Origin of the sequence: Pseudomonas sp. PDM21 (assembly GCF_014852505.2) — a bacterium.
Taxonomy (GTDB): domain Bacteria; phylum Pseudomonadota; class Gammaproteobacteria; order Pseudomonadales; family Pseudomonadaceae; genus Pseudomonas.
Genome location: NZ_CM181223.1, coordinates 24920 through 39218, shown reverse-complemented (window position 1 = coordinate 39218; position 14299 = coordinate 24920). Strand labels below are relative to the sequence as shown.

General features: G+C 66.4%; 13 protein-coding genes. 6 read left to right on the top strand and 7 right to left on the bottom strand.

The features are described from left to right. Window positions 1-102 precede the first annotated feature (102 nt). Window positions 103-1128 carry a LysM peptidoglycan-binding domain-containing protein gene (locus IB275_RS00170; RefSeq protein WP_192294340.1) on the bottom strand — a complete coding sequence of 342 codons (1026 nt, stop codon included), beginning with the start codon at window positions 1126-1128 and terminating at the stop codon, window positions 103-105. Between the two features lie 137 nt (window positions 1129-1265). Here IB275_RS00170 and def point away from each other — a divergent pair, with 137 nt between their 5' ends. The 6 genes from def to IB275_RS00140 all read left to right on the top strand — a co-directional run bounded on the left by def (window position 1266) and on the right by IB275_RS00140 (window position 7554). Then, window positions 1266-1772 (top strand): peptide deformylase, encoded by a 507-nt coding sequence (gene def, locus IB275_RS00165; RefSeq protein ID WP_192294342.1) that lies wholly within the window; start codon window positions 1266-1268, stop codon window positions 1770-1772. Window positions 1773-1844: 72 nt separating this feature from the next. Further along, window positions 1845-2789, top strand: coding sequence for a methionyl-tRNA formyltransferase (gene fmt, locus IB275_RS00160; protein WP_192294344.1), 945 nt, complete (start codon window positions 1845-1847; stop codon window positions 2787-2789). Continuing rightward, the gene (gene rsmB / locus IB275_RS00155; protein WP_192294346.1) at window positions 2786-4096 is read left to right on the top strand and encodes a 16S rRNA (cytosine(967)-C(5))-methyltransferase RsmB; all 1311 of its coding nucleotides are present in this window, start codon (window positions 2786-2788) and stop codon (window positions 4094-4096) included. The genes fmt and rsmB overlap by 4 nt, the downstream gene beginning before the upstream one ends. A gap of 150 nt (window positions 4097-4246) precedes the next feature. Continuing rightward, window positions 4247-5620 (top strand): Trk system potassium transporter TrkA, encoded by a 1374-nt coding sequence (gene trkA / locus IB275_RS00150; RefSeq protein WP_017518880.1) that lies wholly within the window; start codon window positions 4247-4249, stop codon window positions 5618-5620. 127 nt (window positions 5621-5747) lie between these two features. Next, window positions 5748-7199: a TrkH family potassium uptake protein gene (locus IB275_RS00145; RefSeq protein WP_192294348.1), complete on the top strand. Its 1452-nt coding sequence runs from the start codon at window positions 5748-5750 to the stop codon at window positions 7197-7199. Window positions 7200-7236: 37 nt separating this feature from the next. After that, window positions 7237-7554 carry a tetratricopeptide repeat protein gene (locus IB275_RS00140; RefSeq protein WP_192294350.1) on the top strand — a complete coding sequence of 106 codons (318 nt, stop codon included), beginning with the start codon at window positions 7237-7239 and terminating at the stop codon, window positions 7552-7554. A 58-nt stretch (window positions 7555-7612) separates the two neighbouring features. On the opposite strand, the gene IB275_RS00135 is transcribed toward IB275_RS00140, so the two are convergent. The 6 genes from IB275_RS00135 to doeA all read right to left on the bottom strand — a co-directional run bounded on the left by IB275_RS00135 (window position 7613) and on the right by doeA (window position 14209). Next, window positions 7613-8992, bottom strand: a complete 1380-nt coding sequence (locus IB275_RS00135) for an aspartate aminotransferase family protein (RefSeq protein ID WP_192294352.1) — start codon at window positions 8990-8992, stop codon at window positions 7613-7615. Between the two features lie 16 nt (window positions 8993-9008). Further along, window positions 9009-10466 carry an NAD-dependent succinate-semialdehyde dehydrogenase gene (locus IB275_RS00130; protein WP_192294354.1) on the bottom strand — a complete coding sequence of 486 codons (1458 nt, stop codon included), beginning with the start codon at window positions 10464-10466 and terminating at the stop codon, window positions 9009-9011. 134 nt (window positions 10467-10600) lie between these two features. Continuing rightward, window positions 10601-11248 carry a 7-cyano-7-deazaguanine/7-aminomethyl-7-deazaguanine transporter gene (locus IB275_RS00125; RefSeq protein WP_192294356.1) on the bottom strand — a complete coding sequence of 216 codons (648 nt, stop codon included), beginning with the start codon at window positions 11246-11248 and terminating at the stop codon, window positions 10601-10603. A gap of 242 nt (window positions 11249-11490) precedes the next feature. After that, window positions 11491-11979 carry an Lrp/AsnC family transcriptional regulator gene (locus IB275_RS00120; protein ID WP_192294358.1) on the bottom strand — a complete coding sequence of 163 codons (489 nt, stop codon included), beginning with the start codon at window positions 11977-11979 and terminating at the stop codon, window positions 11491-11493. 18 nt (window positions 11980-11997) lie between these two features. Next, window positions 11998-13014: a N(2)-acetyl-L-2,4-diaminobutanoate deacetylase DoeB gene (doeB, locus tag IB275_RS00115; protein WP_192294360.1), complete on the bottom strand. Its 1017-nt coding sequence runs from the start codon at window positions 13012-13014 to the stop codon at window positions 11998-12000. Between the two features lie 4 nt (window positions 13015-13018). Beyond that, a complete protein-coding gene (gene doeA / locus IB275_RS00110) occupies window positions 13019-14209 on the bottom strand; it encodes an ectoine hydrolase DoeA (protein WP_192294362.1) in 1191 nt (396 codons plus the stop codon). Between the last annotated feature and the right edge of the window lie 90 nt (window positions 14210-14299).

The window sequence follows — 14299 nt, the reverse complement described above, 5'->3', positions numbered from 1 at the left end:
CGGACTATGCCGCGCCAGCCGTAGCCCCCGCTGTCGGACCCTTCCGGATCGCGCCCACAAAAAACCCCGCCGGAGCGGGGTTTTCTTCAACTCACACGTCGATCAGGGATTGAGGACGCGGTCGTTGACTTCGAGCGAACGGGTGGCGGTCAGCACCAGGCCGTAGCTCAGGCGGTTGTAGGTGCGGAAGATCATCACCAGGCCCGAGCGCTCGTCCGGGATCTTCACCATGTCTTCGGTGACGCGATCGCGCACGGTTTCGCCCAGCTTGTAGATCGCCAGTACGTTGCCTTCGACGAGACCATCACGGGTACCCTTGTCGATGGTCACCACGTCGTACTTGCCGATCTGGGTCACGCCGCGCGGCACGTCGATGATGATGCCCTTGATCGGGGTGCTCGGCTCGCTGGGCATGAAGGTCGAGGTGATCGCGCGTTCCTCGGTGGGGAACAGGCGGTCGCCCGAGCGGACTTCCTGGGTCGAGCGGGTCAGGTTCAGGGTGGCGATATCGCGTTCCTTCGCCGTGACATTGGCACTGCCGACATCCATGGCGTCGACGCCCAGGACTTCGTTGGTTTCCGGATCGGTGTAGACCTTGGCCTGACGGAAGATGCCATAGCTGCCCTCTTCGGACAGCGAGTTGCCGCGAGCGTAGGCGCGGTCGCCGGCACCGCTGATCACGCTTTCGGCGTCACCCGCAACCACATAGGGGGCATTGGCGAACTCATCGGTGCTATCGACGATGCGGTTGGACAGCAGGAAGGCGTTGATCTTGTCCAGCGGGATGGTCGGGATCGCCTCGGCGATCGGAGTGCTGCGTACCCGCGGCGACAGCTTGATGGTCCCGCGCGATTCGCCGCGGTTGAGCATCAGGCGTGGCTGGCCGTCGACATACGTAAGGCTCAGCACGTCACCCGGATAGATCAGGTGCGGGTTCTGAATCTGCGGATTCACCTGCCAGATTTCCGGCCACTTCCACGGCTTGCTGAGGAACTTGCCGGAGATGTCCCAGAGGGTGTCGCCCTTCACTACGGTATAGCGATCCGGATGGCCTTCCTTGAGCTGCACGGCAGCCTGCGCCACCCCGCCTGCGGCGAGCAGCAGCAGGGCGAGTAGTGTTTTCCTCATGCGGTGAATCCCTTTATTATGTGTACACATGAAACGCCTGGAAGCCGCCCCTACCGCGCTTTCCAGCGTTTTTCGATGCTGCTCAGCATATTAGCAGCCGATTTTGACTTTATTCCACAAGTGCATCACAAACGTATATGGCCATTCTGAACATTCTCGAATTCCCCGATCCGCGCCTGCGGACCATCGCCAAGCCCGTCACGGTCTTCGATGACGCCCTGCGCACGCTGATCGACGACATGTTCGAGACCATGTACGAGGCGCCGGGCATTGGCCTGGCCGCCACGCAGATCAACGTGCACAAGCGCGTCGTGGTGATGGACCTGTCCGAGGACAAGTCCGAACCCCGGGTCTACATCAACCCCGAGTTCGAATTCCTCACCGAGGAAATGGACCAGTACCAGGAAGGCTGCCTGTCGGTGCCGGGCTTCTACGAAAATGTAGACCGTCCGCAGAAAGTGCGGATCAAGGCCCAGGACCGCGACGGCACTCCGTTCGAGGAAGAGGCCGAGGGCCTGCTCGCGGTGTGCATCCAGCACGAGTGTGATCACCTCAACGGCAAGCTGTTCGTCGACTACCTGTCCAACCTCAAGCGCGACCGCATCCGCAAGAAGCTGGAAAAGCAACACCGGCAACAGGCGTGACCCCATCCCCCAAAGGCTTGCCCCGGCAAGCCCCGCCAGCTCTTTCATAGAGAGCTTTTTTGTGAGCCCGATATGAGTCAGAGACTGCGCATCGTCTTCGCCGGCACCCCGGAATTCGCCGCCGAACACCTCAAGGCACTGCTCGATACTCCCCATGAGATCGTCGCCGTCTACACCCAGCCGGACCGCCCGGCCGGCCGCGGCCAGAAGCTGATGCCCAGCCCGGTCAAGCAGCTCGCACTGGAGAACGGCCTGCCGGTTCTGCAGCCGCCGACCCTGCGCGACCCAGCCGCCCAGGCCGAATTGGCCGCGCTCAAGCCGGACCTGATGGTGGTGGTGGCCTACGGGCTGATCCTGCCTCAGCTGGTGCTGGATATCCCGCGCCTGGGCTGCATCAACAGTCACGCCTCCCTGCTGCCGCGATGGCGCGGCGCCGCGCCGATCCAGCGCGCGGTGGAAGCCGGCGACGCCGAGAGCGGCGTAACCGTGATGCAGATGGAAGCGGGCCTGGACACTGGGCCGATGCTGCTCAAGGTCAGCACGCCGATATCCGCCGCCGACACTGGCGGCAGCCTGCATGACCGGCTCGCCGAACTCGGCCCGAAAGCTGTGGTCGAGGCCATCGCGGGCCTCGCCGCCGGCGCGCTCAAGGGCGAGGTGCAGGACGACGCCCTGGCCACTTACGCGCACAAGCTGAACAAGGAAGAGGCGCGCATCGACTGGTCGCGCCCAGCCGACGAACTGGAGCGCCGCATCCGCGCCTTCACGCCCTGGCCGGTCTGCCACACCGCCCTCGGCGAAGCCACGCTGAAAGTGCTCGGCGCCAAGCCGGCAGAAGGCAAGGGCGAGCCCGGCAGGATTCTCGATGCCAGCCGCGACGGTCTGCTGGTCGCCTGCGGTGAAGGCGCGCTGCTGCTGACCCGCCTGCAACTGCCCGGCGGCAAGCCGCTGGCCTTCGCCGACCTGTTCAACAGCCGTCGCGAGCAGTTCGCGCCAGGGCAGGTGCTGGGCGCATGAGTACCAATCCCCGTCTGGCGGCCGCCCGCGCGCTGGCCGCCGTGCTCGCCGGCCGCGCCTCGCTGGGCAGCTCGCTGCCGACCCAGTTGGAGAATGTCGAGCCGCGCGACCGTGGTCTGGTGCAGGAGCTGGCCTTCGGCAGCGCCCGCTGGCAGCCACGCCTGTCCACCCTCGCTGCACGCCTGCTGCAGAAGCCGTTCAAGGCCGGCGACCGTGACGTCGAGGCCCTGCTGCTGGTCGGTCTGTACCAGCTGCTCTACACCCGTATTCCCCCGCACGCGGCGATCGGCGAGACCGTCGGCTGCGCGGACAAGCTGAAGAAGCCCTGGGCCAAGGGCCTGCTCAACGCCGTACTGCGCCGCGCCCAGCGCGAGAGCGAAACCCTGCTGGCCGAGGTCGACAAGGACCCGGCCGCGCGCCTGGCGCATCCGCGCTGGCTGCAGAAGGCACTGAAGAAATCCTGGCCTGAGCAGTTCGAAGCAATCTGCGCCGCCAACAACGCGCACCCACCGATGACCCTGCGGGTGAACCGCCGTCACGGCAGCCGCGATACCTATCTGGAAGAGCTGAACCGCGTCGGCTTCGAAGCGACCGCCTGCGAGTTCAGCCGCGACGGCATCCATCTCGTGCAGCCGTGCGACGTGCGCGAGCTGCCGGGCTTCGCCGAAGGTCGCGTCAGTGTGCAGGACGAAGCCGCGCAACTGGCCGCCGACCTGCTGGAACTGGCGCCGAACCAGCGCGTGCTGGATGCCTGTTGCGCCCCCGGCGGCAAGACCTGCCACCTGATGGAAGCCGAGCCGGCGCTGGCTGGCGTGGTTGCCGTGGACCTGGAAGAGAGCCGCCTGGTGCGCGTACGCGAGAACCTCGCCCGCCTGCAGCTTTCGGCCGAACTGTTCGCCGCCGACGCCCGTGATACCGCCAAGTGGTGGGACGGCAAGGCGTTCCAGCGCATCCTGCTGGACGCACCGTGCTCCGCCACCGGTGTGATCCGCCGGCATCCGGACATCAAGCTGACCCGCACCGCCGAGGACATTGAGGCGCTGGCGCAGTTGCAGGGCGAGCTGCTCGATGCGCTGTGGGCGACCCTCGAAGTCGGCGGCGTGCTGGTCTATGCGACCTGCTCGGTAATGCCGCAGGAGAACAGCGAACAGATCGCCGCGTTCCTCGCGCGCACCCCCGGCGCCCGCGAGCTGGACCTGCCCGGTCCGTGGGGCATCAAGCAGCCCCATGGCCGCCAGCTGCTGCCGCAGGACGGCGGGCATGACGGCTTCTATTATGCCAAGCTCATCAAGATCTCGGCGCGCTAAGCAACACGGGCTGCTGCGCGTCGACGATACGTCGTCAGAGCACGGTTTCGAATGCTCATTTACATTCGTAAACTCCGCTTCCAAACCGCACTCTTCCTAGTCTCGTTCTAGCTCGCAATCCCTCCGTTAAGGAGTCAACAAAGAGCTCTCATGAAAATCATCATCCTCGGTGCCGGCCAGGTCGGCGGCACTCTGGCCGAGCACCTTGCCAGCGAAGCCAACGACATCACGGTCGTCGATACCGACGGCGAACGCCTGCGCGACCTCAATGACCGCCTGGACATCCGCACCGTCCACGGCAAGGCCTCATTCCCCACCGTACTGCGCCAGGCCGGCGCCGACGATGCCGACATGCTGGTGGCGGTGACCAACAGCGACGAGGTGAACATGGTGGCCTGCCAGGTCGCCTACACCCTGTTCAACACCCCCACCCGCATCGCCCGCGTGCGCGAGGCGGCGTACCTGACCCGCGCCGGGCTGTTCGACAACGAGGCGATCCCGGTCGATGTGCTGATCAGCCCCGAGCAGGTGGTGACCAACTACATCAAGCGCCTGGTGGAGTACCCCGGCGCCCTGCAGGTGATCGACTTCGCCGAGGGCAAGGCCCAGCTGGTGGGCATCCGCGCCTACTACGGCGGCCCGCTGGTGGGCCAGGAGCTGCGCCAGCTGCGCGAGCACATGCCCAACGCCGATACCCGCGTGGCGGCGATCTACCGGCGCAACCGGCCGATCATTCCCCAGGGCGACACGGTGATCGAAGCCGACGACGAGGTCTTCTTCATCGCCGCCAAGGCCCACATCCGCGCCGTGATGGGCGAGATGCGCCGGCTCGAGGACAGCTACAAGCGGATCATCATCGCCGGCGGCGGCAACATCGGCGAGCGTCTGGCCGAGGCCATCGAAAGCCGCTACCAGGTGAAGATCATCGAGATGAACCCGGCCCGCTGCCGGCACCTCTCCGACAGCCTGGACAGCTCCATCGTGCTGCAGGGCAGCGCCTCGGACCGTGACCTGCTGCTGGAGGAGAACATCGGCGACACCGACCTGTTCCTCGCCCTGACCAACGACGACGAGGCCAACATCATGTCCTCGCTGCTGGCCAAGCGCCTGGGCGCGCGCAAGGTGATGACGCTGATCAACAACCCCGCCTACGTCGACCTGGTGCAGGGCGGCGAGATCGACATCGCCATCAGCCCGCAGCTGGCCACCATCGGCACCCTGCTGACCCACGTGCGCCGTGGCGACATCGAGAGCGTGCACTCCCTGCGCCGCGGTGCTGCCGAGGCCATCGAAGTGGTCGCCCACGGCGACGCCAAGTCGAGCAAGGTGATCGGCCGCAAGATCAACGAGGTCCAGTTGCCGCCGGGGACCACCATCGGCGCGGTGATCCGCGACGACGACGTGCTGATCGCCCACGGCGAGACGAAGATCGAATCCGGCGACCACGTGATCCTCTTCGTGGTGGACAAGAAGCGCATCCGCGATGTCGAGCGGCTGTTCCAGGCCGGCCTGACCTTCTTCTGATCCTGAGGCGGGCCACCGTTTGGTGGCCCGCCAGATCAATCCGAGGCGGTTTCAGACAGGTCCTACTGCGCCAACCCGCTTCCCTTGTCACCCTGCGCGGCCTGTTCCAGCTTGCCTGTCTCCGGTCATGCGCTACTCCTCCATCGGTCGAATCCTCGGCGTGCTGCTGATGCTGTTCAGTGCCACGCACCTGCCGCCACTGCTCGTGGACCTTCATTACGCCGAGCGTTCGTGGCAACCCTTCGCGCTGTCGTTCCTGGTCACGCTGCTGACCGGCTTCGCCATCTGGTGGCCGTGCCGCCGGCACAAGCAGGACTTGCGCATCCGCGACGGCTACCTGGTGACGGCGCTGTTCTGGACCGTGCTGGGTTCCTTCGGCGCCTTGCCTTTCGCCCTGTCGGACGCGCCGCATATGGGTGTCATCGATTCGCTGTTCGAGTCCTTCTCCGGCCTGAGCACCACCGGTGCGACCGTCCTCACCGGGCTCGATACGCTGCCGCACGCGATCCTCTACTATCGCCAGCAACTGCAATGGCTGGGCGGCATGGGCATCGTGGTTCTGGCCGTGGCAGTGATGCCGATGCTGGGCATCGGTGGCATGCAGCTGTACCGCGCGGAGATGCCCGGCCCGCTGAAGGACCACAAGCTCTCCCCGCGCATCGCCGATACCGCCAAGACCCTGTGGTTCCTCTACTGCGGTCTGACCCTGGCTTGCGCGCTGGCCTACTGGGCGGCCGGCATGAACCTGTTCGACGCGGTCGGCCACAGCTTCTCGACCATTGCGATTGGCGGCTTTTCTACCCATGACGCGAGCATCGGCTACTTCGACAGCCCGTTGATCGAGCTGATCTGCATGACCTTCCTGGTGATTTCCGGGATCAACTTCAGCCTGCACTTCCTCGCCTGGCGCCAGCGCAGCCTGCGGCACTACCTGAAGGACACCGAGTGCCGGGCCTACCTCGGCATCCTGCTGGTGCTGTTCCTGATCACCGCGGCGACGCTGATCCTCAAGCACCACTACGACTCGCCGCTGCAGTCGATCCGCTACGCCGCGTTCATGGTGGTCTCGGTGGCGACCACCACCGGCTTCGGCCTGGCCGACTTCAGCAGCTGGCCGACCCTGCTGCCCTACCTGCTGCTCTACAGCACCTTCATCGGCGCCTGCGCCGGCTCCACCGGCGGCGGCATGAAGGTGATGCGCATGCTGCTGGTGTACCGCCAGGGCATGCGCGAATTCCTGCGTCTGCTGCATCCCAACGGGGTATTCCTGGTGAAGCTGGGGCGGCGCACCGTACCCGATCGTGTGGTGGAGTCGGTGTGGGCGTTCTTCTCGATCTACCTGCTCACCTTCGTCAGCCTGATGCTGGTGCTGCTGGCGCTGGGTGTGGATCAGCTCACCGCGTTCTCCACGCTCGCGTCCTGCCTGAACAACCTGGGCCCGGCGCTGGGCGAAGCCGCGGTGCACTATGGCAGCCTGCCGGCCAGTGCCAAGCTGGTGCTGAGCCTGGCGATGGTGCTGGGGCGACTGGAGGTGTTCTCCCTGCTGATCCTGCTGACGCCCGCCTTCTGGCGCACTTGAATGAGGCACAATGGCGGCCTGCTGACGGAGGTTCGCCATGATCGACTCGCTGGAAAAGATGCTCGCCAAGGGCGTGGACAACTCGCTGCTGCGCTTCGGCCTGGGCAAGGGCTACCTGGACGCCGGCGACGCCGCCAGGGCCGCCGAGCACCTTCGCCGCTGCGTGGAACAGGACCCGAAGTACTCCGCCGCCTGGAAGCTGCTGGGCAAGGCGCTGCAGGCCCAGGGAGACCTGGATGGCGCGCGCACGGCCTGGACCGATGGACTGGCCGCTGCACAAGCCCATGGCGACAAGCAGGCGGAGAAAGAAATGACGGTGTTCCTGCGCAAGCTGGATAAAGCCAGGGGCGCGTAAGAAAGAAAGGCGCCCATTGGGCGCCTTTTCGCGGGCGTGGCCCACTCCTGCAGGGCAACTACAGAACCTCGGCCGCCACCGCATCCACCGCCGCCTTGGCGATGCCGACGACCTCGTCCGCTTCGGCGCGGGTCAGCACCAGCGGAGGGGCGAAGCCAAGGATGTCGCCGTGGGGCATAGCGCGGGCGATCATGCCGCGTTCCAGACAGGCCGCCGAGACCTTCGGGCCGACCTTCAGCGCGGGGTCGAAAGGCTTGCGCGCCTCGCGGTCAGCCATGAACTCCAGCGCCGCCAGCATGCCGTCGCCGCGCACCTCGCCCACCAGCGGATGGCCCTCGAAGGTCTGGCGCAGCTGCTGGTTGAGGTAGCCACCGACTTCCGCCGCATTGGCGGTGATGTTCTCGCGCTCGAGGATGTCCAGGTTGGCCAGCGCGGCCGCCGCACAGATGGGGTGGCCGGAGTAGGTCCAGCCGTGGCCCATGGCGCCTTCGCGGCTCGATGCTCGGTCGATCACGTCCCACACCTTCTCGCCGACTATCACCGCCGACAGCGGCGCGTAGGCACTGGTCAGGCCCTTGGCGGTGGTGATCAGGTCCGGGCGCATGCCGAAGCGCTGGCTGCCCATCTTGTCGCCGACGCGGCCAAAGGCGCAGACCACCTCGTCGGCGATCAGCAGCACGTCGTACTTTGCCAGCACCGTCTGGATCGCCTCCCAGTAGCCCTTGGGCGGGACGATGATGCCGCCGGTGCCCATCACCGGTTCGCCGATGAAGGCCGCCACCGTGTCCGGCCCTTCGGCGAGGATCAGGTTCTCCAGCTCCTGGGCGCAGTGACGCACGAAACTGGCTTCATCCATGCCGGCCGGGGCCTTGTAGAAGTGCGGGCAGAGGGTGTGCTTGACGCCTTCCACCGGCAGGTCGAAGTGCTGGTGGAAGCTCGCCAGCCCGGTAAGGCTGCCGGTGACGATGCCCGAGCCGTGGTAGCCGCGCTGGCGCGAGATGATCTTCTTCTTCTGCGGCCGGCCCAGCACGTTGTTGTAGTAGCGCACCAGCTTGACCTGGGTCTCGTTCGCGTCGGAGCCGGAGAGGCCGTAGTAGACCTTCTTCATGCCCGCCGGCGCCCAGTCGCGGATGATCCGCGCGGACAGCTCGATGATCGCCTCGGAGGAGTGGCCCACGTAGGTGTGGTAGTAGGCCAGCTGGGTGGCCTGTGCATGGATCGCGTCGGCGACTTCGGTGCGGCCGTAGCCGATGTTCACGCAGTACAGACCGGCGAAGGCGTCGAGCAGCTCGCGGCCCTGGTGGTCGCGGATGCGCACGCCGGAAGCGCCGGTAATGATGCGCCCCGGCAGCGCGCCGCTGGCGTGGTCGTGGGCGTGGGTCGAGGGGTGCATGAAGTGCGCGCGGTCGTCTTCGAACAGTTGGGCGTAGTCGGTCATGGCGATGGTCTCCCGGTCAGATGGCGCCGTGGTGCAGGGCGAAGTACTTGGTTTCGACGAAGGGCTCGAAGCCCTCGCTGCCGCCTTCGCGGCCCAGGCCAGAAGCCTTCATGCCGCCGAAGGGAATGGGGTGGCCGGTGAACCTGGCGCCGTTGACCGCCACCATGGCGAACTCCAGGCGCCGCATCAGCGGCCAGATATGATCCAGGCGTTGTCCACAAAGGTAGGCGGCCAGGCCGTATTCGGTGTCATTGGCCTGCCGGACGGCTTCGTCCAGGTCGTCGTACGCGCTGATGCCGGCGATGGGGGCGAAGTTTTCCTCGCGCCAGATGCGCATCTGCGGCGTGACATCGGCCAGCACGGTCGGCTGATGGAACCAGCCGCCCAGCGCATGGGGCTCACCGCCGGCAAGCAGGCGCGCGCCCTGGGCGATGGCGTCCTGCACGCGCTCGCAGGTGACGTCGAAGGCGCCCTGGTGCATCAGCGGGCCGATCTGGCTGCGCGAGTCGCTGGCCGGGCCGACGCGCAGGTCACGCACCGCGCGGGCGAAGCGCTGCAGGAAGGGTTCGTAGAGTTCGCGGGCGACCAGGATGCGGTTGGCCGCGCAGCAGTCCTGCCCGGAGGTCTGGAACTTGGCGTCGAGGGCGAACTGCACCGCCTGCTCCAGATCGGCGTCGGGCAGCACGATGAAGGGCGCGTTGCCGCCCAGTTCCAGGGCGACTTTCTTCACGTCCCGGGCGGCGGCCTGCAGCACGAGTTTCCCCACCCGGGTCGAGCCGGTGAAGCTCACGGCGCGCACGCGGCTGTCGCCGACCAGGGTTTCCATGGCCATCTGCGGCTCGCCGAGCACGACGTTGAACACGCCCGCCGGGAAGCCGGCTTCTTCGGCCAACTGCGCCAGAGCGAAGGCGGAGTAGGGCGTCTCGTGAGCCGGCTTGACCACCACGGTGCAGCCCGCGGCCAGGGCAGCAGCGGCCTTGCGGGTGATCATCGCGCAGGGGAAGTTCCACGGCGTGAGCAGGGCGGCGACGCCGACCGGCTCGACCACCGTGCCCAGGTGCGCGTTGGGGATGTGGCTGGGAATGTTGCGGCCGTTCAGCCGTCGCGCTTCCTCGGCGAACCAGGGAATGAAGCTGGCGGCATAGTCGATCTCGCCGAGGGCTTCGGCCAGCGGCTTGCCCTGTTCCAGGCTGAGGATCTGCGCGAGGTCCTCGCGATGCTGGCGAATCAGCGCGGCCCAGCGGCGCAACAGTGCGCCGCGTTCGTCCAGCGTGCGGGCTCGCCAGGCGGGGAAGGCGGCAGCGGCGGCGGCGACTGCGGCGACTATCTGCTCGTGGTCGAGCAGCGGCACATGGCCAATGACTTCGCGGGTGGCGGGGTTGTCGACGGCGATGCTGGTGCCGCTGGCGCTGTGCAGCCAGTGGCCATTCACATAGCAGAGCGACTTGAACAGCAGGGGATGGGCGAAGGACATGGCGGCGGCTCCCGGACGGTTGGCATGGAGACCATGCTAGGGGCCGGAGGCGCGCGGTTTTTTCCTAAGCGGGGGATGGCGGCGGCAAATCTTTTCGCAGTTCTGCCGCCGCTGTTGGGCTTTTTCGGGTGGCGTCAGGCCGTGGCGGCGCGACGCAGGTTACGGGTAATGGCGCTGAGCAACATGCCGTAGAGCGGCACGAAGAGCATCAGCATGACCGCCAGCTTCACGCCGTAGTCGACCCAGGCGATCTCCACCCAGTGCTCGGCCATGAAGGCGTTGTCGCTGTACCAGAAGGCGATGGAGAAGAAGGTGAAGGTGTCCAGCAGGTTGCCGAACAGGGTCGAGACCACCGGGGCGATCCACCACTGGCGCATGCGGCGCAGGCGGTCGAAGACCTGGATGTCGAGGATCTGGCCGAACACGTAGGCCAGGAAGCTGGCCAGGGAAATCCGCGCGACGAAGGTGTTGAATTCGCCCAGGGAGGCGAGCCCTCTGAAGGCGCCTTCCTGGAAGATCACCGAGATCACGTAGGACGCCAGCAGCGCCGGGATCATCACCCGCGCGATGACCAGCCGCGCCGGGCGCTTGCCGAGCAGGCGGACGGTGAGGTCGGTGGCCAGGAAGATGAACGGGAAGCTGAACGCGCCCCAGGTGGTGTGCCAGCCAAAGAGGGTCATTGGCAGCTGCACCAGGTAGTTGCTGGCGATGATGATCAGGATGTGGAACGCGACCAGGCCGGCGAGTGCGCCGCGCCTTGCCGCCGGAAGGGATGCCGACATGCTTTGGGCCTTTTTCGTCGATGGGGTGAGGGAACCCATGCCCGGCACCATGCCGAGCGGCGCGCATTGTATACGATCCGGACCTGGAAGTCAGGATTTGTTGGGCAAAATTTGTTCAACCGCCGACGCGCGTTTATCTAGGAGCGCGCTGCCCGTAGGGCGGATAACGCGTCAGCGTTATCCGCCGAATCTGCCATCCGCACACAGAGGAACGGCGGATAACCTGTTCCAGGTCATTCGCCCTACGAAAGGCTCTGCTCCTGCGCCTCGACGGGAATCGCCGCATCCAGCGTCTTGATCACCTTGGTGACGATGTAGGTGAAGTAGCGCTCGATGCCCACGTCCTCCAGCAGCAGCTGGTCGATGAAGCGCTGGTAATGGTCGATGTCACGGGCCTGGATCATCGCGATGTAGTCCACCCCGCCGCCGGTGGCGTAGCAGAAGCCCACCTCCGGCGCCTGATGCAGGCGCTGCTCGAAGCGCTTCATGTCCTGCGCGGTGTGCCGTGCGAGGGTGATTTCCACCAGCACCTGCTGCTGTTTGAACAATGCCGGCCAGTCGATCTGCGCGCGGTAGCCCTTGATCAGCCCGGCCTCTTCCAGCTTGCGCACGCGCTCCCACGCCGGGCTGACCGAGAGGTTGATCGCCTCGGCCAGGCTCGACTTGGTGATGCGCCCATCGCCGGCGAGGATGCGCAGGATCTTCAGGTCATAACGGTCGAGCTTGATCATGCTTGCCTCCCGGACGGCTCAGTCGAGCACCTCGGCAACCACCGCGAGGGTGTCGCCGCTCTGCACCAGGCCGGGGAAGTGCCGCGCGACGAGGATGCCGCTGCGCCTGGCGCGGTACTCCACGGGTGCCGCGCCGGTGCGCAGCACGTCGTGCACCCGCGCCAGCACTTCGCCGTGTTCGACCCGCTCACCCAGGTCACGGCACATCTCCAGCAGCCCGCCGTGTTCACTGGCGACGAAGCAGTCGCCGTCGGGCATATCGAGCATCACCGACTGCGCCGGCTCCACGTCGCCGCGCAGGATGCCGGCCTGCACCAGCACGTTGCGCACGCCGCGCCGGGCGATGGCTACGGTGTGCGCGCTGCTGCTACCGCCGCCCCCGAGTTCGGTGGTCACGAACAGCTTGCCCTGCTCCTCGGCCGCCGTGTCGTACATGCCCACCGCGTCCAGCTCCAGCATGCGCATGGAGAAGGGCGCGGCGAAGGCACGCATCAGCGCCTCGCTGGCTTCCTGCTGGGCCTTGTCCGGCAGCACGTGGCAGGCGGCGAAGGGCAGGAAGTCGAGGGTGCGGCCGCCGGAATGGATATCCAGCACCACGTCCGCCAGCGGCAGCAGGGTGCGCTGGAAATAGTCGGCGATCTTCTGCGTTACCGTGCCGTCCGGGCGACCGGGGAAGCTGCGGTTGAGGTTGCCGGCGTCGATCGGCGAGGTGCGCTTGGCGGCGAGGAACGCCGGGGTGTTCATGAACGGCACGATGATCACCCGGCCGCTCACGTCCTCGGCGCGCAGCTCCTGGGCCAGGCGGCTGAGCGCCACCGGGCCCTCGTACTCGTCGCCATGGTTGCCGCCCGTGAGCAGCGCGGTGGGGCCTTCGCCGTTCTTCACCACGCAGATGGGGATCATCACCGCGCCCCAGGCCGAATCATCCCGCGAGTACGGCAGCTTGAGGTGGCCGTGCTGCACGCCCTCGCACTGGAAATCGACGCTGGCGGAGATGGGGTTCTCGCGCAGCGGCTTGTCGAGTACATGGGTCATTGCCTCACTCCTTCACGAACAGCTGGCGCGGGTAGTCGCAGAAGGTCTCCACGCCGCGCTCGGTGATGAGGATGCTTTCGGTGATCTCCAGGCCCCAGTCGTCCATCCACAGGCCAGGCATGAAGTGGAAGGTCATGCCCGGTTCGAGCACGCTGTTGTCGTTCGGACGCAGACTCATGGTGCGTTCGCCCCAGTCCGGCGGGTAGCTGATACCGATGGGGTAGCCGCAGCGGCTGTCCTTGTGGATGCCGAACTTCTCCAGCACGCCGAAGAAGGCGCGGGCGATGTCGCCGGTGGTGTTGCCGGGTTTGGCGGCGTCCAGGCCGGCGGCAATGCCTTCGACCACGGCCGTTTCCGCGTCGAGGAAGTGCTTGGGCGGCTTGCCGAGGAACACCGTGCGCGATAGCGGGCAGTGGTAGCGCTTGTAGCAGCCGGCGATCTCGAAGAAGGTCCCGGCGCCGCGTTCGAAGGGCGTGTCGTCCCAGGTCAGGTGTGGTGCGCTGGCGTCGGCGCCGGTGGGCAGCAGCGGGACGATGGCCGGGTAGTCGCCACCATGGCCGTCGGCGCCGAGGATGCCGGTGCTGTAGATCTCGGCCACCAGCTCGTTCTTGCGCATGCCCGGTTCGATGCTCTCGAAGATGTGCGCGTGCATCTTCTCGACGATGCGCGCGGAGACGCGCATGTACTCGATTTCGCGCGGCGATTTCACCGCGCGCTGCCAGTTCACCAGCGCGGTGGCGTCGACGAACTTCGCGCTCGGCAGGTTGGCCTGCAGCGAGCGGAAGGCGGCGGCGCTGAAGTAATAGTTGTCCATCTCGACGCCGACGGCCTTGCCTGTCCAGCCGCGCGCGGCGATGACCTCGCGGGACAGGTAGTCCATCGGGTGGCGCTCAGTGGACTGCACATAGTGATCGGGGTAGCCGACGATATTGTCCGCCTGCATGAACACCGTGCGCCGCGCACCGTTGGCGTCCTGGCCGCGACCGAACCAGACCGGCTCACCCTCCAGCGCCAGCAGCACGCACTGGTGCACATAGAAGGACCAGCCGTCGTAGCCGGTGAGCCAGGCCATGTTCGACGGATCGGTGACCAGCAGCAGTTCGATGCCGCGTTGTTGCATGCTGGCGCGGACCTTGGCGATCCGCTGGGCGTATTCCTCCCGGCTGAAGGGGAGGTTGACGACGATTTCGGACATGCGGAAATCCTCTTGGGAGAACCTGTTGCGGGCTTCTTCCGGACAGCCCGTGCCTGTGCAATTCCCTCATCCCAGCCCTGGCTGCGCGCC

Coding starts and splice junctions, on each gene's coding strand:
- fmt (WP_192294344.1), top strand. CDS start 1,845: ATGAGTCAGAGACTGCGCATCGTCTTCGCCGGCACCCCGGAATTCGCC.
- IB275_RS00130 (WP_192294354.1), bottom strand. CDS start 10,466: ATGTCCTTCGCCCATCCCCTGCTGTTCAAGTCGCTCTGCTATGTGAAT.
- IB275_RS00120 (WP_192294358.1), bottom strand. CDS start 11,979: ATGATCAAGCTCGACCGTTATGACCTGAAGATCCTGCGCATCCTCGCC.
- IB275_RS00170 (WP_192294340.1), bottom strand. CDS start 1,128: ATGAGGAAAACACTACTCGCCCTGCTGCTGCTCGCCGCAGGCGGGGTG.
- IB275_RS00135 (WP_192294352.1), bottom strand. CDS start 8,992: ATGACCGACTACGCCCAACTGTTCGAAGACGACCGCGCGCACTTCATG.
- IB275_RS00125 (WP_192294356.1), bottom strand. CDS start 11,248: ATGTCGGCATCCCTTCCGGCGGCAAGGCGCGGCGCACTCGCCGGCCTG.
- def (WP_192294342.1), top strand. CDS start 1,266: ATGGCCATTCTGAACATTCTCGAATTCCCCGATCCGCGCCTGCGGACC.
- doeA (WP_192294362.1), bottom strand. CDS start 14,209: ATGTCCGAAATCGTCGTCAACCTCCCCTTCAGCCGGGAGGAATACGCC.
- IB275_RS00140 (WP_192294350.1), top strand. CDS start 7,237: ATGATCGACTCGCTGGAAAAGATGCTCGCCAAGGGCGTGGACAACTCG.
- IB275_RS00145 (WP_192294348.1), top strand. CDS start 5,748: ATGCGCTACTCCTCCATCGGTCGAATCCTCGGCGTGCTGCTGATGCTG.
- doeB (WP_192294360.1), bottom strand. CDS start 13,014: ATGACCCATGTACTCGACAAGCCGCTGCGCGAGAACCCCATCTCCGCC.
- rsmB (WP_192294346.1), top strand. CDS start 2,786: ATGAGTACCAATCCCCGTCTGGCGGCCGCCCGCGCGCTGGCCGCCGTG.
- trkA (WP_017518880.1), top strand. CDS start 4,247: ATGAAAATCATCATCCTCGGTGCCGGCCAGGTCGGCGGCACTCTGGCC.